Source organism: Burkholderia sp. Bp9099 (assembly GCF_003857805.1).
Taxonomy (GTDB): domain Bacteria; phylum Pseudomonadota; class Gammaproteobacteria; order Burkholderiales; family Burkholderiaceae; genus Burkholderia.
This window is the reverse complement of sequence record NZ_QTPU01000010.1, coordinates 118337-137728: the sequence shown is the minus strand read 5'-3', so window position 1 is coordinate 137728 and position 19392 is coordinate 118337. Positions and strand designations below refer to the sequence as shown.

General features: G+C 69.6%; 16 protein-coding genes. 6 read left to right on the top strand and 10 right to left on the bottom strand.

The genetic code is table 11. From position 1 onward, the window contains the following. Position 1: 1 nt before the first annotated feature. From DIE17_RS13550 to DIE17_RS13505, 10 genes are all read right to left on the bottom strand, one after another. Positions 2-736 carry a cupin domain-containing protein gene (locus tag DIE17_RS13550; RefSeq protein ID WP_124519858.1) on the bottom strand — a complete coding sequence of 245 codons (735 nt, stop codon included), beginning with the start codon at positions 734-736 and terminating at the stop codon, positions 2-4. A 116-nt stretch (positions 737-852) separates the two neighbouring features. Next, positions 853-1305, bottom strand: coding sequence for a helix-turn-helix domain-containing protein (locus DIE17_RS13545; protein ID WP_124519859.1), 453 nt, complete (start codon positions 1303-1305; stop codon positions 853-855). Positions 1306-1316: 11 nt separating this feature from the next. Continuing rightward, complete coding sequence (locus DIE17_RS37935; RefSeq protein ID WP_260434435.1) at positions 1317-1445, bottom strand: hypothetical protein; 129 nt, start codon at positions 1443-1445, stop codon at positions 1317-1319. A gap of 25 nt (positions 1446-1470) precedes the next feature. Next, positions 1471-2805, bottom strand: coding sequence for an FAD-binding oxidoreductase (locus DIE17_RS13540; RefSeq protein WP_185640852.1), 1335 nt, complete (start codon positions 2803-2805; stop codon positions 1471-1473). A gap of 153 nt (positions 2806-2958) precedes the next feature. Further along, positions 2959-4833: an ABC transporter ATP-binding protein gene (locus tag DIE17_RS13535; protein ID WP_124920982.1), complete on the bottom strand. Its 1875-nt coding sequence runs from the start codon at positions 4831-4833 to the stop codon at positions 2959-2961. Next, positions 4833-5792: an ABC transporter permease gene (locus tag DIE17_RS13530; RefSeq protein ID WP_124519861.1), complete on the bottom strand. Its 960-nt coding sequence runs from the start codon at positions 5790-5792 to the stop codon at positions 4833-4835. The genes DIE17_RS13535 and DIE17_RS13530 overlap by 1 nt, the downstream gene beginning before the upstream one ends. 30 nt (positions 5793-5822) lie before the next feature. Further along, a complete protein-coding gene (locus DIE17_RS13525; protein ID WP_044844269.1) occupies positions 5823-6776 on the bottom strand; it encodes an ABC transporter permease in 954 nt (317 codons plus the stop codon). A 79-nt stretch (positions 6777-6855) separates the two neighbouring features. Beyond that, on the bottom strand, positions 6856-8439 hold the full coding sequence (locus DIE17_RS13520; RefSeq protein ID WP_044844270.1) for an ABC transporter substrate-binding protein: 1584 nt from the start codon (positions 8437-8439) through the stop codon (positions 6856-6858). Positions 8440-9247: 808 nt separating this feature from the next. Beyond that, the gene (locus DIE17_RS13510; protein ID WP_124487277.1) at positions 9248-10786 is read right to left on the bottom strand and encodes a methyl-accepting chemotaxis protein; all 1539 of its coding nucleotides are present in this window, start codon (positions 10784-10786) and stop codon (positions 9248-9250) included. Positions 10787-10998: 212 nt separating this feature from the next. Next, positions 10999-11667, bottom strand: a complete 669-nt coding sequence (locus DIE17_RS13505) for a haloacid dehalogenase type II (protein ID WP_044844272.1) — start codon at positions 11665-11667, stop codon at positions 10999-11001. A gap of 471 nt (positions 11668-12138) precedes the next feature. Between DIE17_RS13505 and DIE17_RS13500 the strand changes: the two genes are divergently transcribed. From DIE17_RS13500 to DIE17_RS13475, 6 genes are all read left to right on the top strand, one after another. Further along, entirely contained in the window at positions 12139-12999 is an 861-nt protein-coding gene (locus DIE17_RS13500) for a GNAT family N-acetyltransferase (protein ID WP_044844273.1), read from the top strand. Positions 13000-13011: 12 nt separating this feature from the next. Continuing rightward, entirely contained in the window at positions 13012-13938 is a 927-nt protein-coding gene (locus tag DIE17_RS13495) for a 2-hydroxyacid dehydrogenase (RefSeq protein ID WP_044844274.1), read from the top strand. Positions 13939-14098: 160 nt separating this feature from the next. Beyond that, a complete protein-coding gene (locus DIE17_RS13490) occupies positions 14099-15499 on the top strand; it encodes an aspartate aminotransferase family protein (RefSeq protein WP_124666647.1) in 1401 nt (466 codons plus the stop codon). Positions 15500-15585: 86 nt separating this feature from the next. Beyond that, the gene (locus DIE17_RS13485; protein WP_006749694.1) at positions 15586-16077 is read left to right on the top strand and encodes an Lrp/AsnC family transcriptional regulator; all 492 of its coding nucleotides are present in this window, start codon (positions 15586-15588) and stop codon (positions 16075-16077) included. A 98-nt stretch (positions 16078-16175) separates the two neighbouring features. Then, entirely contained in the window at positions 16176-17648 is a 1473-nt protein-coding gene (locus DIE17_RS13480) for an NAD-dependent succinate-semialdehyde dehydrogenase (RefSeq protein WP_124920981.1), read from the top strand. 201 nt (positions 17649-17849) lie between these two features. After that, positions 17850-19370 (top strand): GGDEF domain-containing protein, encoded by a 1521-nt coding sequence (locus DIE17_RS13475; protein WP_124893501.1) that lies wholly within the window; start codon positions 17850-17852, stop codon positions 19368-19370. Positions 19371-19392 lie beyond the last annotated feature (22 nt).

Sequence of the window (19392 nt, the reverse complement as noted above, 5' to 3'; positions counted from 1 at the left end):
GTCAGTCTCGTTCGGTAGATACGTGGACGTTCTGCACGACGTAGAATTTCGCCACGCGCTCGCTGCTTTCCCACCCGATCGACGCGCCGCGCGGCACGAACAGCGCGTCGCCGGCGCCGAGCGACAGCACGCTGCCGTCGGGCGCCGCGAACCGGACGCTGCCGGCCAGCAGGAGCATGAACTCGTTCACGCGATGCGGGCGAACGATCCGGTGATACGGCGTCGAATCCCACGTGCCCGCGCAGTACGCGGCGCCGTCGTCGACGAACACGTTGTCGCTGCGGCATTGCGGCGCGGGGCCGAGCAGGACCTCCGGCGGCAGCGTCGCGGACGGCTTGAAGTCGGCGTCGGCACGCAGCGCGAACACGCCGCGCTTCGTCGGTGTCGCGCACGCGGCCGCGCAGAACGTGAACAGCACGCGCGATGCCGCGGTGACGCGCAGCGCCGTGCCGCCGCCGATCACGGCCCCTTCTCCCGGGCCCAGCACGAGCGGTGCGGCGCCGGCCGCTTCGAGCGTCAGCTCGCCTTCGATGATCGCGATGGTTTCGATGTGCGGAAAGCTCGCCACGTCGAGTTCGCCGGCGAAGGCGATACGTCCGGCGGCCATCGCGTCGGGCCCTTCCCAGGCGATCTCCCGATGGCGCGCGAACGGATCGTTCGCGCCGAACGCCTGCTGGCGAAACGCGGTTGACGAAGGTGCGCCGTCGGCACGGTGCAACACGAAAGCTGCGGTCATTTCTGCTCCTGTGCAGTGCGCGGCGGCCGGGTTGAAAACCGTCGCGCGATATCGGAAATGGTCGTTCGCCGGCGCGCTCGCCGGCCATCCGTCAGGCGTGCCCGTCGCCGTTGCGCCTACGCGGCGTGACACGACGCTGCGCGGCGCTCGGTGTGCGGGCGCATCGAAGACGGTCGCGCAGGCGTGCCCGGCCGCGCGACCACGTAATCGCGCGGCGTGATCCCGAGTACCCGCCGGAAATGCCGGCACAGGTGGCTCTGATCGAAGAAGCCGACCTCGGTCGCGACGACCGAAGGCGCGAGGCCGGAGCGCAGCAAGTCCTGCGCACGCCGCACGCGCACGAGGCACAGATACCGGTGCGGCGACAACCCGACTTCGCCGCGAAAGCGTGCGGTGAAACGCGACACGCTCAATCCGGCCACCGCCGCGAGCGTGTCGAGGTTCAGCGGCTGCGCGAACGACGCATCGATCGTGCGCAGCACGTCGCCGATCGCCGGCGATACGGGCTGCGGAACACGCGGTGCGCGAGGCGTCGCGCCTTCGTCCGCGTCGTGGAACGGAGTGACCATGCTCGCCGTCCTCATGCGGCCGCCTGCGCGTCAGCGCGCGGCGCGGCGCCGGGTGCGCCCGGCCCGGCCATCGTGTCGCCGCCGCTCCCGTCGCGGCGGCCGTTGCCGGCGGCGAGCGGGCAAACGAATCGTGCGGTCATATCCAATCCTCCGGGGGCAGTCGCTTCAGTGCAGGAAATCCTGGATCCGGTAATACGCGCCGACGATCGGCAGAAACCACGCGTGCCCGAAATGGCCGGGCATCGCCGGCCACTCGAGGTCGCGCCACGGATTCGACGCGGCGGCGCCGTACAGCACGTCGGCCATCACGCGGCCCATGTGCACCGACATCTGCACGCCGTGGCCGCTGTAGCCCATCGAGTAATAGAGCCCGTCGTGCTGGCCCGCGCGCGGCAGCCGGTCGGCGGTGATGTCCACCAGCCCGCCCCAGCAGTAATCGAGCCGCACCTTGGCCAGTTCCGGGAAATACCCGGCCATGCCGGCGCGCAGGATGTCGCCGCTTTTCGCGTCGGAGCGCGGGCTCGACATCGCGAAGCGCGCGCGGCCGCCGAACAGCAGCCGGTTGTCGGGCGTCACGCGGAAGTAGTTGCCGATCTGGCGCGACGTCACGTAGGCGCGGCGCTGCGGGAACAGCCGGTTCAACTGTGCGTCGGGCAGCGGCTCGGTCACGACGATGAAGCTGCCGACCGGCGCGATGCGCCGCCGGAACCAGCCGAACGGGCCGTGCTGCGATGCGCCGGTCGCGACCAGCACGCGATCGGCGACGATCCTGCCGCGCGTGCAGGTGATCGCGTGGCGCTCGCCGTCGAGCCGCTCGAGCTGCGTGACGGCCGCATGCTCGTACACGCGTGCGCCGGCGCGCACGGCTGCCTGCGCAAGCCCGACGCCGAACTTGCCCATGTGCATCTGCGCGCCGTTGCGCTGCAGGAGTCCGCCGTAGAAACCGTCGGAGGCGACTTCGTCGCGAATCCGCGCCGGCTCGATCAGTTCGATGTCCGGATCGACATCGCGGCGCAACGCGTCGAAGGTCTTTTCGAGCCCCGCGAAATGCTGCGGCTTCGCGGCGAGCTTCAGCTTGCCCGCCCGCCGGAAATCGCAGTCGATCGCGTGCTCGACGACGATCGTCTCGACGCTCTTCACCGCGCTTTCGTACGCGCGATAAAACTGCTTCGCCGGCTCCGCGCCGATGCGCGCGGCCAGCGACGCGTAATCCTGCGCGACGCCCGTGTTGCACTGGCCGCCGTTGCGGCCGGACGCTTCGCCCGCGACCTGCGCGGCTTCGAGCACGACCACCGATACGCCGCGCTGCGCGAGCGCCAGCGCCGCCGACAGGCCGGTGAAGCCGCCGCCGATCACGACCACGTCGGCCCGCCCTTCGACGGGCCCTTCGCAGCCGGCGCGAAACGCGGGGCGGGTATCCAGCCAGTACGATTCGAATTTCATCGGATTCTTCTCGAGCATGTCGGCGACGACGATCGGCGGCCGTTCATGGGAAATCATTTAATCACCATCAAAAACCGCAGTTGCCGCGTATTCGCGCGCGGCACGCGCACAAAGCGCCGTTTTGCGCGACCGCCGCAGCAGACTATGCGGTGCGCCGTTCGCCGCTTCACTTGCCACGTCGTGCGCGGCGAACTTCCGGCGTGTCGCGCGCTACAGCTGCACCGGCTGCTCGGGCGCGGCACCCTCCGGCGCCGGTTCCGCCTGGAAGCGCGCGAGGTCTTCCTCGCTGCGATGGCACAGCACCTGCGCGCCGTTGCCGAGCGTGCGCAGCGCCGGTGCCGTCCGGTTGCAGACGCCGTCCACGCGCATCGCGCAGCGCGACAGGAACGGACACAGCTCGGCCTCGTTCTCGCGTTCGCCGATCGGCACCAGCGGCCGGTGGCAACGCTCGGCCGCATCGTCGAGCCAGCCCGCGCGCAGCTCCGGCGCGGACGACACCAGCAGATGCGAATACGGGTGATAAGGCGGCGCGCACAGCGCGTCGCGGCTACCGGCTTCGACACGGCGGCCCGCGTACAGCACGACGATGTCGTCGCTGATCGCGCGCACCTTCGCGATGTCGTGCGTGATGAACACGTACGACACGCCGAGCTTCGCCTGCAGGTCGCGCAGCAGATCCATGATCGCGGCGCCGACGACCGTATCGAGTGCCGACGTGACTTCGTCGCACAGGATCAGGTCTGGCTCGGCCGCGAGCGCGCGCGCGAGGTTCACGCGCTGCTTCTGCCCGCCGGACAGCTCGCCGGTCCGCCGCGAGGCCACCGCGGGCGGCAGCCGCACGAGTTCGAGCAGCTCGGCGACGCGCTGCCGCGCACGCGCGCCCTTGATCCCGTGGTAAAACGCGAGCGGCCGCGCGAGCGTGCGCTCGACGGTATGCACCGGGTTGAGCGCGGTATCGGCGTTCTGGAACACGATCTGCACGCGGCGGTGCTGCTCCTTCGTGCGCTTGGCGATATCGAGCGCGAGCGGCTCGCCGTCGAGCAGAATCTTCCCGGCCGCCGCCGGGACCAGGCCCGCGATCACCTTGGCGAGCGTCGTCTTGCCCGAGCCCGATTCGCCGATCACGCCGACCGTCTGCCCGCGCCCGATGCGCAGGTCGACTTCGTGCAGGATCAGCTTCGCGGGCCAGCCCTTTGCCGTCCGGCCGCCGTAACCGGCGACCGCACCGCGCACGTCGAGCAGCGGCGCCGGTTCGGCCGGCGCCGGTTTCTCGTCGCGTTGCGCATCGTTCGGCGTGACGGCCGCGATCAGGCTCTGCGTGTACGGGTGCACCGGCGCATGCAGGATCTGCTCGGTCGCGCCCGCCTCGCGGATCACGCCGTCGCTCAGCACGACGATCCGGTCGGCCATCTGCGCGACCACCGCCAGATCGTGCGACACGTACACCGCGCTCATCCCGCAGCGCCGGATCACGCTCTTGAACGCCTGCAGCACGTCGATCTGCGTGGTCACGTCGAGCGCGGTGGTCGGCTCGTCGAGGATCACGAGCTCCGGATCGGTGATCAGCGCCATCGCGGCCATCAGCCGCTGCAACTGGCCGCCCGACACCTGGTGCGGATAACGCTTGCCGATCGTCTCGGGCTCCGGCAGCGCGAGCGCGCGGAACAGCTCGACCGCCTTCGCCTGCGCGTCGCGCTTCGTCATCGTCTTGTGGATCAGCGCGCTCTCGATCACCTGGTCGAGAATCGTGCGCGACGGATTGAACGCGGCGGCCGCGCTCTGTGCGATGTACGCGACCTTCCGACCGCGCAGCGCGGTCAGGCCTTGCGCGGACAGCGTGCAGACGTCCGTGCCGCCGATCTTCACCGAGCCGCCGGCGATCCGGCAGCCGGTGCGCGCATGGCCCATCAGCGACAGCGCGATCGTCGTCTTGCCGGAGCCCGATTCGCCGATCAGCGCGAGCACCTCGCCGCGCCCGATCTCGAAGTCGACGCCGTGGACGATCGTCGTTTCCTCGCCGCCCGGCCGGCCGCCGACCACGCGCAGCCCGCGCACCTCGACGAGCGGAGTCGATTCATCTCGCATCAGTGTTCTCCCGCGGCCGCGGCCGCGCCCTTGCGGCGGCCGCGATGCGGCAGGCCGTCGATCAACAGGTTGACGCCCACCGTCAGGATCGCGATCGCGACCGCAGGCATGATCGCGACGGCCGAGCCGTCGCCGAGGCTCGCGATGTTCTCGCGCACGAGCGAGCCGAGGTCCGCGTACGGCGGCTGCACGCCGAGCCCGAGAAAGCTCAGGCCGCTCAGCAGCAGCACGACGAACGTGAAGCGCAGCCCGGTATCGGCGAGCATCGGATGGATCATGTTCGGCAGCATCTCGACGCACGCGATGTACAGCGCGCTCTCGCCGCGCGCCCGCGCCACCTGCACGAATTCGAGCGTGCTGATGTTGACCGCCAGCGCGCGTGCGATCCGGTACGAGCCCGGCATGTAGCTGACCGCGGCGGTCAGGACCAGCAGCGGCAGCGACGAGCCGAAGGCCGCGACGAACATCAGCGCGAACATCTTCGACGGAATCGACGTGAGCGCATCGAGCAGCCGGCTCATCGTCTCGTCGACCGCGCGGCCCGACACGGTCGCGAGCAGCCCGAGCGTCGTGCCGGTCAGCGCGGCGAGCAGCACGGCCGCGAGCGCGAGCAGCACGGTCAGCCGCGTGCCGTACAGGATCCGGCTCAGCATGTCGCGGCCGAGGAAGTCGGCGCCGAACGGCAGCTTCGCGCTGAACGGCGCGAACACGTCCGGCGTGACGATCGCGCCGACGTCGTGCGGCGCGAGCAGCGGCGCGAACACCGCGATGAACAGCATCAGGCCGACCATCGACAGGCCGATGCGGCCGCCGGTCGTCAGTCTGATGCGCGCGGCGCGGCGCTTGCGCGGCTGGTCGGGGGACGGCGCGGCGGGCGGCGTCGCGCCTCCCGACGGCGAGCGCGGTTCGCCTGACGGCGGCAGCGCGGTGCTGCGATGAACGGGTTCGGTCGGGTGCATGGTCGGCATCTCGGAAGGTGGGCGGGACGCTCAGGTCCGCAATCTCGGGTTCGACACGATCGAGCAGAGGTCGGCGAACAGCACGAGCGTCAGGTAGGCGACGCAGAAGATCAGCGTGCAGGCCTGGACCAGCGGGAAATCGCGATTGCCGACCGCATCGACCATCAGGCTCGCGAGGCCCGGATAGTTGAAGATCGTCTCGACGACGATCACGCCGCCGAGCAGGTACGACAGGCTCAGCGCGATCGCATTGGCGATCGGCCCGATCGCGTTCGGCAGCGCATGGCGCAGCACGACGCGCGCGGGGCTCGCGCCCTTGAGCACGGCCATCTCGACATACGACGCGCTCAACTGCTCGATCACCGCGGCGCGCGTCATCCGCGCCATCTGCGCGATCACGACCGCGCACAGCGTCAGCACCGGCATCGCGTACGCGCGCAGGAAATCGTGCAGGCTCTCGATCGGGCCGCTGTACGACAGCGCGGACAGCCAGTGCAGCTTCACGGCGAGCACGAGCACGGCGACCGTCGCGATCAGGAACTCCGGCGTCGCGACGAGCGCGAGCGTGCCGAGGCTGATCACGCGGTCGACCACCGACTCGCGCTTGACCGCGGCGAGGATGCCGAGCAGCAGCGCGATCGGCACCGACACGGCGGTCGTGATCGCCGCGAGCGCGAGCGACTTCGGCAGGCGCCCGCCGATCATCGCCGACACCGGCATGTCGCCGGACAGCGAACGGCCGAAATCGCCGTGCAGCAGCCCGGTGAGCCAGTTCAGGTAGCGCACGTGGGCCGGCATGTCGAGGCCGAACTGCTGGCGCAGCGCGGCGACCGTCTCGGGCGTCGCCGACTGGCCAAGCGCGGCCTGCGCGGCATCGCCCGGCAGCAGGTTCGTGATCGTGAAGATGATCGCGGACACGATCAGCAGCGTCAGCGCGGTGACCGCGATGCGCCGGCCGATCAGTCCAAGCAGGATTCGATTCATGAAACTTCACTCCCGTAGAGGCCGCGTGCGGCCGGCGCGGCAATCCGCACCGGCCGCACGGCGGCGGCACGCGCAGGCGTCAGGCGTTCCACCACACGTGCTCGGCGAACATGAAGCCCATCATCCCGCCGGTCGGGATCGAGCCGAGGCCCGCGATCCGCTTGTCGTAGCCGTCGAGGAAGCTGATGAAGGCCGGGATGCCGACCCTGCACTGCTGCGCGACGAGCACCTGCATGTCGCCGTACATCTGCTTGCGCTTCGCGTCGTCGGTTTCCGAGCGCGCGGCGAGCAGCAGCTGGTCGAACTTCGGGTTCTTCCAGCCCGACTCGTTCCACGGCGCGTCCGACTTGAAGAACTGCGTGAACAGCACGTCGGCGCTCGAACGCGGGTTGATGTTGCCGAAGCCGAGCGGATGCTTCATCCAGTGATTCGACCAGTAGCCGTCCGCCGACACGCGGTTCACCTGCAGGTTCAGCCCGATCTTCTGGCCGGCCTGCTGCAGCAGCACGGCCATCTCGATCGACCCGTTCGCGTCGGAGGTCGCATAGATCGGCGGCAGCGCGGCGCCCAGCGCGCCCGCCTTCTGGAACAGGAACTTCGCCTTGTCCGGATCGTACGGCCGCTGCGGCAGCGACGCGTTGAAGTAGCGATGCCCCGGCGGGATCGGCTGGTCGTTGCCGATCACCGCGTAGCCGCGGAACACCGCCGAGCGGATCTGCTCGCGATTGAACAGGTACTTCATCCCTTCGACGAAATCGGGGTTCGCGACGATCGGGTTGTCGCTGCGCATGATCAGGTCGGTATAGAGCCCCGACTTGGTTTCCTGCAGCGCATAGCCCGGCGTCGACGCGACCCGCTGCGTCGAGCGCGGATCGATCGCGTTGATCAGGTGCACGTCGCCCGACAGCAGCGCGTTCAGGCGCGCGGCGCTGTCGCTGATGCCGATCAGCTCGATCTCGTCGAGGTACGGCATCCCCGGCTTGAAGTAGCTGTCGTTGCGCACGCCGACGGTCGACACGCCCGGCTTGAACGACTTCAGCTTGTACGGGCCGCAACCGATGCCGGTGCTGAAATCGGTCGTGCCGTCCTTGACGATCACGAGTTGCGGCGTCGCGAGGATCACCGGCAGATCGGCATTCGCGCTCGCGAGTACGAGCGTGACCTCGTCCGGGCCGCTCGCCTTTGCGTCGGCGAACTGATCGGCGAGCGGCTTGACCTTCGACGCGGTGGCCGCGTTCTTGTGGCGCATCAGCGAGTACACCACGTCGGCCGGCGTGACCGGTTTCCCGTCGTGGAACGTGACGCCCTTGCGCAGCTTGATGATCCACGTCTTCGCGTCGGTCGTCTGCAACGACTGGGCGAGATTCATCTGCGGCGTCAGGCTCGCATCGAGCTGCGTGAGGCCGCTGTAGAACATGAAGAAACGAATGTAGTCGGCGCCCGTCGAGCCCTTGGCCGGGTCGAGCGTATCGGCCGTCGAGCCCGATTCGTTCGCAACCCGAATCTTGCCGCCGCGCTTGGGCGCGGGTGCCGCAAACGCCGTCCCGGGTTGCATCAGCAGCCCGCCGGCGCCGGCGGCCATCATGCCGCTCGCCGCCATGACCCGCATCATGTCGCGGCGCGTGAAGCCGCCCTTGCTGCCGTTGTCGATATCGTCGCTCATCCGAACTGCTCCTGACTGTGGAAAGTGGGTCCTGGGGTCCAGCGTGGTTCGAGAATTCCGTCGTGCCCGTGTGCTGGTCGCGGGCGCGACGTCGTGCGCATTGAGTTCATTTAAGCATCGCCAAAATGCGGGTTATCGCGATTCGGGGCGGCTGCACGATACGATTCGACCGTTTTGGACCGCCCGCGCAGCATGATTTGCTGCGTGACCACGCGTACCGCCATGCGCTCGATGCCGCGTCGCGACCACTGCGCGATACGTGCGCGACGAAGGAAATCGTAAAGTGATACGCGCGGCAGATTGCGCCGACAAAATTGGCCGCGCGGCATCCGAAACGCGTTCGACACTCGCAAACCGCATGTTTGTGTGGAATGCGCGCTCGCGGCCCGCGGCGCCCGGTACGACCGGGACGTCGCGCGCGCATCGGACGGCGGGCGCCGGCCGCGAGGACGCCCGGCGCATGAAAGGTCAGGAGATTGCCGCGACGTCGAAGCGGCTTCGCCGGACGACGGGCGGACAACAGGGATGCGGCCGGATGATCCGACGCCGGGCACGAACCCGTGACGGGCCGTCAAGCCGCGACTCCCCGCTGCGACGCGGTCGGCGCCGGCAGGTTGGTGAGCACCACGCCGAACACTTGCCGGCGTGGCGTCAGGAAAACGAGGTGATGGCGTTGCCGGCGGGTGCGCACGCGGCGGTCAGCGGTCGGGCGGTCAGGCGGTCAGACGTCGAGCAATCAGGCAGCCGGGCAGTCGGGCAGTCGGGCAGTCTGGCGGTCACGCAGTCACGCAGTCAGACAGTCGAGCAATCAAGCCGTCAGCCTGAACACCGACACGGCGGCCCTCAACCGTGCCGCCTGTTCATCCAGCGAGGACGCGGCCGCGGCGGCCTGCTCCACCAGCGCGGCATTCTGCTGGGTCACTTCGTCCATCTGCGCGACCGCCAGGCCGATCTGTTCGATGCCGGTACTTTGCTCGGCGGATGCCGCGGTAATCTCGCCCATGATGTCGGCGACCCGGTCGATCGACCGGACGATCTCCGTCATGCGCGCGCCCGCCGTCTCGACGAGCCGGCTGCCGCTGCCGACCCGCTCGACCGACGCCTCGATCAATCCCTTGATGTCTTTCGCGGCCGCCGCGCTGCGTTGCGCGAGCGAGCGGACCTCCGCGGCCACGACCGCGAACCCGCGCCCTTCCTCGCCCGCCCGCGCGGCTTCGACCGCGGCATTGAGCGCGAGAATGTTGGTCTGGAACGCGATGCTCTCGATCACGACGGTAATGTCGGCGATCCGCACCGATCCGTCCGAAATCTGCCGCATCGTTTCGACGACTTCCCGCACGGCGGCGCCGCCGAGTTCGGTCGCCTCCTTCGCGTGGGTCACGAGCGCATTCGCCTGACGTGCATTGTCGGCATTCTGTTTGACCGTCGACGTGATCTGTTCCATGCTGGCGGCCGTTTGCTGCAGCGACGCGGCCTGTTCCTCCGTGCGCTGGGACAGGTCCAGGTTGCCTTGCGCGATCTCGCCGGTGCCGACGGCGATCGAGCGGGTCGTGGTCTGGATGTCGGCGATGGTTTCGGTGAGTCGCGCCTTCATGTCGCCGAGCGCGACGAGCAGGCTGCCCGGCGCGGCGTGCGCCGTATCGAACTGCACGTCCAGTTCGCCGGCGGCGATGCGGGCCGCGATCCCGGCCGCCTGCGCGGGCTCGCCGCCCAGCGTCCGCCGGACGCTGCGCAACACCCCCCACGCGATCGCCGCGAGCGCCGCGGCGATGACGAGCGTGATGGCGCCGAGCACCTGCGCGAGCCGCGCAAACGCCGCGTTGATGTCGTCGTAGAAGAATCCGGTGCCGATCCACCAGTCCCAGTCCGGAACGGCGACCACGCCCTGCAGTTTCGGCTCCACGTCCGCGTCCGGGCTGCGCTTGATCAGCACGTCGACGAGCGCGAAATGCGCCTGGGCCATTCCGGCGCGGTACGCCTCGCTGTCGGTCAGGCCGCTGGTCGTGCGGTTGCCCTTCGCGCGGGTGCCGATGAACTTCGCGTTCGGATGCACGAGGTTGACGCCGTCGGACGTCGTCACCCAGTAGTAGCTCTTCGAATTCGCATTGAGCGCGGACAACGCGGCCTTGGCCTGCTGCTGGGCCTGCTCCCGGGTGAGCGTTCCGCTCGCCTGCATCGCGCGATACGAGTCGACCAGATGCTCGGCTTTGGTCAGCAGGATGACGATCTCGTCACGCCGGCTGTCGATCAGCGCGTCGCGCAGCGTGTGCAGCGACATCGCGGCGAGCAATGCAACGCCGAGCAGCGCCGCGACGACGAGCATCAGCAGTTTCGTGGACAACTTCATGCGGGGGGCCTCGCGATATTAACCGTTCGGTACATATATCGGCTCGGACGGCCCCGCCTTGAATGGCGCCGTATCGGTAATTACCCTCGGTTCGTGCGGTGAGCGCACGCGTGAAGCGGCAAGGCCGTCGCGCCCCTCTTGGCCGGTCCTGACAGGCCTGCCGGCACGGCCACGCGCACAGGGCGCGCAGCCGCCCGCCGGCGCGGCGGCGCTTACAGCCCGAGTTGCGTCGCGAGGTGACCGATGTCCGACACCTCGTAATAGTTGTAGAACGGCGTGCCCGGCTCGTGCCCGCGATTGACGAACGCCTTGTGCTTGATGCCGAGATCCTCGGCCGTCATCAGGTCGTAGCGCAGGCTCGACGACACGTGCAGCACGTCCTCGGGCTTGCAGCCGAGCTTGCCGAACATGTATTCGAAGCCCTGCATGCGCGGCTTGTACGACTGCGCCTGCTGCGCGGTGAACACCGCATGGAACGGCGCGCCGAGCTTGTCGACGTTGCTCATGATCTGCTCGTCCATGGCGTTCGACAGGATCACGAGCTTGTACTTCTGCGCGAGCCGCGACAGGCCGGCCGGCACGTCCGGATGCGGGCCCCACGTCGGCACCGCATGATAGAAGCGCTCGGCCTCGGCTTCGTCGAACGGCGTGCCGATGCGCGCGCAGGTGCGCCGGATCGCGTTGACGACGACGTCGCGGTACGGCTTCCACGCCCCGAGCACCTCGTCGAGCCGATAGGCGGCGAACGCGCGCACGAAATCCTCCATCGCGACCGGCGACAGCCGGTCCGCGTAGATCTCGCGCGCCAGGTCCGCCATCTGGAAGCGGGTCAGCGTGCCGTAGCAGTCGAACGTGATGAACTTCGGTTCAAATTGGATCATGGTGAGGTCCTGTCGGTATGAAACCCCGGCAGGGCCGGGGACGGGCTGGGTTCAACGCAATTGAATCAGGGCAAAAAATCCGTCGCGCATCGTTCGACGCCGATCGAAACGCAGATTCGCCGCGTGTTGCGGGCCGCGGGCAGCACGATCTGCGGCACGGTCGCGCGCGGCGCCGCGGGCCGCCCCGGCAGGCTTCGCGCAACCGCGGCGCGCCAACTACCCGGCGGGCCCGGCGCGGCTCGCCCGGGCGGCGCCGCTGCAGTTCCATCGTAGTGTCATTCCCACAGCAGAAGCTGTCGGATTGGCGGGCCGCGCCGGCATGAAGCGCGCGTTCGCGCGCGCCGATCGCGCCGGTTTGCGTCGATCTCGCCCGGCCGCCCGCCGTCGCCGGAAAACAGGCGAATCGTCCTATCCGCGCCGCGGTGTCGCTGGCAGAGTCGATATGTCATTCCTACCCATCCGGAGTCCGGCGTGTCCGATCTCAACCCTTCCAGCACGCTCATCTATCGTCCGTTCACCGACACCGACCTGCCCGCCGCGCATCGTCTGTCGGAAGCGGTCAAGTGGCCGCACCGTCTCGACGACTGGCGCTTCGCGCTCCAGCTGGGCCACGGCTTCGTCGCCGAAGACGAAGGCGGCATCGTCGGCACCGCGCTCGGCTGGCGCTTCGGCGACGCGCACGCATCGCTCGGCATGGTGATCGTGTCGCCCGAGCGCCAGAGCCGCGGCATCGGCCGAGAACTGCTCGCGCGCGTCGTCGACAGCCTCGGCGCACGCACGATCTTCCTGCATGCGACGCCGTCCGGCGAACCGCTCTACGTGAAATTCGGCTTCGAGGCGATCGGCACGATCGACCAGCACCAGGGCGCCGCGTTCCAGCCGCCGCTGATCTCGCTGCCGCCGGGCGAGCGCCTGCGCCCGCTCGGCACCAACGACGGCCCGCGCCTCGCGGCGCTCGCCTCGCGCGCGGCAGGTTATCCGCGCGACGCGGTGATCGATGCGCTGCTCGGCGTCGCGAACGGGATCGCGCTCGATCGCGACGGCGAACTGCTCGGCTTCGCGCTGTTCCGCCGCTTCGGCCGCGGCCATGTGATCGGCCCGGTGGTCGCGCCCGACGCGCTGCGCGCGCAGGCGCTGATCAGCCACTGGCTCGCGCTGCACGAAGGGATGTTCGTGCGGCTCGACGTGCCGGGCGACAGCGGGCTGTCGGACTGGCTGCAGGGGCTCGGGCTGCCGCGCGTCGACACGGTCGTCGCGATGGCGCGCGGCGCGGCGCCCGCGCGGGACCCGGCGCTGCGCACGTTCGCGATCGTGAACCAGGCGCTCGGCTGAGCGGCACGCGCGATGAGCTTTCTCTACAAGGCCGACCCGGTGCGCGGCGCGCAATGGGCGCAGCGCTTCGCGCAACAGGCGCCCGACCTCCCGTTCCGGATCTGGCCGGACCTCGGCGACCCTGAAACCGTCCGCTATCTCGCCGCCTGGCAGCCGCCCGACGATCCGGCCGCGCTGCTGCCGAATCTCGAAGTCGTGTTCTCCGTCGGCGCCGGCATCGACCAGTTCGACCTGTCGCGCGTGCCCGCGCACATCCCGGTCGTGCGGATGATCGAGCCGGGCATCGTCGAAGGGATGGTCGAGTACGTAACGCAGGCGGTGCTGACGATCCACCGCGACCTGTTCGACTACGCGACGCAGCAGCGCGCGCAGGTGTGGCGCGAGCGGCCGGTGCGCGCGGCCGCGTCGCGGCGCGTCGGCGTGCTCGGGCTCGGCACGCTCGGCCAGGCCGTGCTCGACACGCTGCGGCGCTTCGGCTTCCCGTGCGCCGGCTGGAGCCGCACGCCGCGCACGCTCGACGGCATCGACTGCTACGCGGGCGACGCGGCACTCGACGCGTTCCTGGCCCGCACCGACATCCTGATCTGCCTGCTCCCGCTCACCGACGGCACGCGCGGGCTGCTCGGCGCACGCGTGTTCGACGCGCTGCCGGCCGGCGCGTCGCTCGTGCAGGTCGGGCGCGGCCCGCAGCTCGACGAGGCCGCGTTGCTCGCGGCGCTCGCGAGCGGCCGGCTCGACAGCGCGATCCTCGACGTGACGGACCCCGAGCCGTTGCCGGCCGGCCACCCGTTCTGGACCCACGCGCGTATCCGGATCACGCCGCACATCGCGAGCGCGACGCGGCCCGATACCGCGGTCGACGCCGTGCTCGCGAACCTCGCGCGCCACCGCGCGGGCCAGCCGATGATCGGCGTCGTCGATCGCGCGCGCGGCTACTGACGCGCGCGCCCGGCCCGGCGGGGCGCGCAGCAGAAAATGCCGAAGCGTCCCGTGGAAACACCGTTTTCATACGTTTCAGGGCGCAAATTGAAGACACGTGCGGATTTCTCGCCCGGTAGCATGAACTCACGCTGACACCCGACGAGAGTCCCTCCCCGCCATGAACCAAGCCGCGCTGATCGAAGCCGATCGTCAACACCTGATCCACCCCGTCGTCAACTACCGCGTGCACGAGGCGCGCGGCGTCACCGTCCTCGACTCCGCGAGCGGCGTGTTCCTGCGCGACGCCGACGGCCATACGCTGCTCGATGCGTTCTCGGGCCTGTGGTGCGTGAACGTCGGCTACGGCCGCGACAGCATCGTGAAGGCCGCCGCCGACCAGATGGCGAAGCTGCCCTACGCGACCGGCTATTTCCATTTCGGCTCGCAACCGGCGATCGAGCTGGCCGAGCGGCTCGCCGCGCTCGCGCCGCCTTCGCTGAACCGCGTGTACTTCACGCTCGGCGGCTCGGACGCGGTCGACTCCGCGGTGCGCTTCATCACGCACTATTTCAACGCGACCGGCCGCCCGTCGAAGAAGCACATGATCGCGCTCGAACGCGGCTATCACGGCTCGTCGTCGATCGGCGCCGGCCTGACCGCGCTGCCGGCGTTCCACCGTCATTTCGACCTGCCGCGCGCGGACCAGCATCACATCCCGTCGCCCTACCCGTACCGCCATCCGCTCGGCGACGATCCGCAGGCGCTGATCGGCGCGTCGGTCGCCGCGCTGGAAGCGAAAGTCGCCGAACTCGGCGCGGACAACGTCGCCGCGTTCTTCTGCGAACCGGTGCAGGGTTCCGGCGGCGTGATCGTGCCGCCGGCCGGCTGGCTGAAGGCGATGCGCGACGCGTGCCGGCGCCTCGGCATCCTGTTCGTCGCCGACGAGGTGATCACCGGCTTCGGCCGCACGGGGCCGCTGTTCGCGTGCGAGACCGAACAGGTCGACCCGGACCTGATGACCGTCGCGAAGGGCCTGACCGCCGGCTACGCGCCGATGGGCGCGGTGCTGATGTCCGACGAAATCTACGAAGGCATCGCGGGCAGCCGCGCGGAGTCTGCCGCGGTCGGTCACGGGCATACGTATTCCGCGCATCCGGTCAGCGCGGCGATCGGCCTCGAGGTGCTGAAGCTCTATCACGAAGGCGGGCTGCTCGCGAACGGCCAGGCGCTGGCGCCGCGCTTCGCGGCGGGGCTCGATGCGCTGCGCGCGCATCCGCTCGTCGGCGACGCGCGTTCGGCCGGCCTGCTCGGCGCGCTCGAGCTGGTGGCCGACAAGGCGCACAAGACGCGCTTCGACCCGGCGCTGAACGTGCCGGACAAGATCGCGGCGGCCGCGTACGCGAACGGCGTGGTGTTTCGCGCGTTCGGCGACGGCGTGCTCGGTTTCGCGCCGGCGCTGAGCTTCACCGCGGGCGAGTTCGACCTGATGTTCGAACGCGTGCGCAAGACGCTCGACGACGTGCTGGCCGACCCGGGCGTGCAGCGCGCGCTCGACGTCGCGCACGCGCAGCCGGCCTGACGGGCCGAGGGAAAGCCGGGCTTGTGGCGGCCATCGTTCGACTCTAAAGTAACCGGACATTCCATTTTTTCCCCTCTCACGTAACCATGACGGACAGCAAGCTGGATCGCATCGACCTGCGCATCCTCTCCCAGTTGCAGAAGCGCGGCCGCATGACCAACGTCGAGCTGGCCGATGCGGTCGGGCTGTCGCCGAGCCCGTGCCTGATCCGCGTGAAGCGGCTCGAGAAGGCCGGCTACATCGGCGGCTACGGCGCGCACATCCAGCTCGAGAAGCTCGGCGACGTGCAGGTCGTGTTCACCGAGGTCACGCTGGCCGACCACCGGCGCGAGGACTTCGACCGCTTCGTCGCGGCGATCCGCAACGTCGACGAGATCGTCGAATGCCACCTCGCGAGCGGCGGCTACGACTATCTGCTGAAGTTCATCACGCGCAGCGTGAGCCATTACCAGACGATCGTCGAAGGGCTGCTCGAGCAGAACATCGGCATCGAGAAGTATTTCAGTTACGTGATCATCAAGTCGCCGTTCGTCAAACGGCACTACCCGCTCGAATCGCTGTTCGGCGAACGGCACTGACCGCGGCACGCGGCACCCTTGAACGCGGCAGCCCGCTGTCCGCGCGGGGTCGTCGCGCGCCGGCGTCGCCGCCGAACCGCCTCACCCAAGGACCTGTCATGCCGCTTACGCTGTCCCGCACCGAACTCGTTCGCACCGCCAACCTGATCGACGGCGCCTGGCGCGACGCGCTCGACGGCCGTCGCTTCGACGTCACCGATCCGGCGACGCTCGACCTCGTTGCCCACGCACCCGACAGCGGCGCCGCCGACGCGCGCGCCGCGACCGACGCGGCCGCACGCGCGCTGCCCGGCTGGCGCGCGACGCCCGCGCGCGAACGCGCCGCGATCCTGCGTGCGTGGCACGCGGCGATCGTCGCGCACACCGACGATCTCGCGAAGCTGATGTCGCGCGAACAGGGCAAGCCGATCGCCGAAGCGCGCGGCGAAGTCGCCTATGGCGCGTCGTACGTGCAGTGGTTCGCCGAGGAAGCGACGCGCACGTATGGCGATCTGATTCCGCAGCAGCAGCGCGGCAAGCGGTTGAGTGCGGTGAAGGAGCCGATCGGCATCGTCGCCGCGATCACGCCGTGGAATTTCCCGCTCGCGATGATCGCGCGCAAGATCGCGCCCGCGCTCGCGGCCGGCTGCACGGTCGTCGCGAAGCCGGCGGAGGACACGCCGCTCACCGCGCTCGCGCTGGCCTTCCTCGCGCAGGAAGCCGGCGTGCCGCCCGGCGTGCTGAACCTGATCGCCGCGTCGCGCGAACGCGGCATCGACGCGGTGGCCGACTGGCTCGCCGACGGCCGCGTGCGCAAGATCACGTTCACCGGCTCGACGCCCGTCGGCAAGCTGCTCGCGCGCGAGTCGGCCGCGACGCTGAAGAAGCTGTCGCTGGAGCTCGGCGGCAATGCGCCGTTCATCGTGTTCGACGATGCCGAACTCGACGCCGCGGTCGACGGGCTGATGGCCGCCAAGTTCCGCAACGGCGGCCAGACCTGCGTGTCGCCGAACCGCGTGTACGTGCAGGCCGGCGTCTACGAGGCCTTCGCCGCGAAGCTCGCCGCGCGCGTTGCCGCGCTGAAGGTTGCGCCTGCAACCGACCCGGCCGCGCAGATCGGCCCGATGATCAACGCGCGCGCGGTCGACAAGATCGCGCGCCACGTCGCCGACGCGATCGAGCGCGGCGCGCGCGTGCTGACGGGCGGCACGCGCCTGACCGAACTCGGGCCGCACTACTACGCGCCGACGGTGCTCGCCGACGCCACCGCCGACATGCAGCTGACCTGCGAGGAAACCTTCGGCCCGGTCGCCGCGCTGTTCCGGTTCGATACCGAGGACGAGGCCGTCGATGCCGCGAACGACACGCCGTTCGGGCTTGCCGCGTATTTCTACACGCAGGACGTGCGGCGCATCGCGCGCGTGTCGGCGCGGCTCGAAACCGGCATCGTCGGGATCAACGAAGGCGCGCTCGCGAGCGAGGCCGCGCCGTTCGGCGGCGTGAAGGAATCGGGCTACGGCCGCGAAGGTTCGCGCTACGGCCTCGACGACTACCTGTCGATCAAGTACCTGTGCCAGGGCGGGCTCGACTGATCCCGCGCCGGCGCGTGCAGCCGCCCGGCGCCGCCGCGGCTGCATGCCCGTTGCGCGGTGCGCCGCTGCCGCACACGTTTGCGGCGCCGGGTGCGGCGATCGCGGCGCGAATCGGCCTCGATTTCCGGGCATACTTGCCGTTAACCCGGATTTGACCCGCGCCGCTGCAGACGCAGCGAACTTCCCGCACGAGCGCCAGCCATGCCTGCACCCACTTCGATCGAGAAAATTGCCGACTGGGCCGGCCGCAATTACTTGATCGTCGGCGTGCTGGGCACGCTGATGTCGCTGGCGGCGCTCGGCATCAGCGCGGCCACGCTGTGGGCCGCACGCAGCGAAGTGGTCGAACATGCGCACGAGACGTCGCGCAACGTCGCCGCCGTCCTGGTCAGCGAGATCGGGCGCACCGTCGAAACGTCCAACAATGCGCTCGTCGCACTCGCCGCCAACCTCCGCAACCCCGCGGTCGCGCGCATCGACACCGGGCTGCGTCACGACGTGCTGTTCGAGCGCACGACCGCGCAATACATGACCGGCATGGGCGTGACGAACCGCGACGGCCGGCAGATCGACGGATGCTGCGGCCCGCACCACAACTGGGATTTCAGCGATCGCGACTACTTCAAGGTTCATCGCGATGCGCACAACGTCGGCCTCTACGTGTCCGAGGCGTATAGCGCACGTTCGCGCGGCGGCACGAGATCCATCGCGCTGTCGCGGCGCATCGAACGGCCGGATCACTCGTTCGACGGCATCGTGGTGGTCGCGATCGACCTCGCCTACTTCGATCACCTGCTGTCGCGCCTGAACGTCGGACCGCACGGCGTCAGCGCGATCCTGCGCGCGGACGGCACGATCCTCGCGAGAAACCCGCCGTTGAGCGATCAGCAGATCAGCCGGCTGCGCCGCACGAAGTCGTTCGTGCAGATGCTGAGCCGCGACTCGGGCTTCTATGCGGCGCGCTCGAGCATCGACGGCGTCGCGCGGCTTTATACGTACCAGCACGTGCCCGGCACGCCGTTGATCGCGGTCGTGGCCCCGGCCGAGGGCGACGTGCTGGCCGGCATCACGCGCCTGACGTGGACGGTCGGCGTGTCGGCGTCCGTCATCGGCGCGCTGTTCTGCGCGGTGGTGTGGCTGCTCGCGTTCGCGCTGCGCGACAACCTGCGCAAGCAGACGCTGCTCACCGACCAGACGCGCACCGATCCGCTGACGGGCCTGCACAACCGTCGCGCGCTCGATGCGGCGCTCGCCGACGAATGGGAGCGGCTGCAGCGCGGCAGCGGCGGCAGCCTGTCGGTGCTGTTCATCGACGCCGACCACTTCAAGCAATACAACGACCGCTACGGCCATGCGCAAGGCGACACGGCGCTGCGCTTTCTCGCCGAATGCATCCGCGCGAACGTGCGGCGGCGCGGCGACATCGCTGCACGCTACGGCGGCGAGGAATTCGTCGCGGTGCTGCCCGATACGGACGAAAGCGGCGCCGCGGAAGTCGCGGAAGCGATCCGGCGCGCCGTCGAGCACAGCCGGCTCGATGGCTTCGATGCAACGATTCCGCCGTTCACGGTCAGCATCGGCTGCGCGACCGGCCATCGCGCGCACCCGCGGACCGTGCATGCGCTGTCGCATCAGGCGGACCTCGCGCTCTATGCGGCCAAGCGGCACGGCAGAAACCGCGTGTGCCGCGCGGACGCGGATTCGGCCGCCGAGGCGGCGTGATCGCGCCGGTTATCGTCGTCGT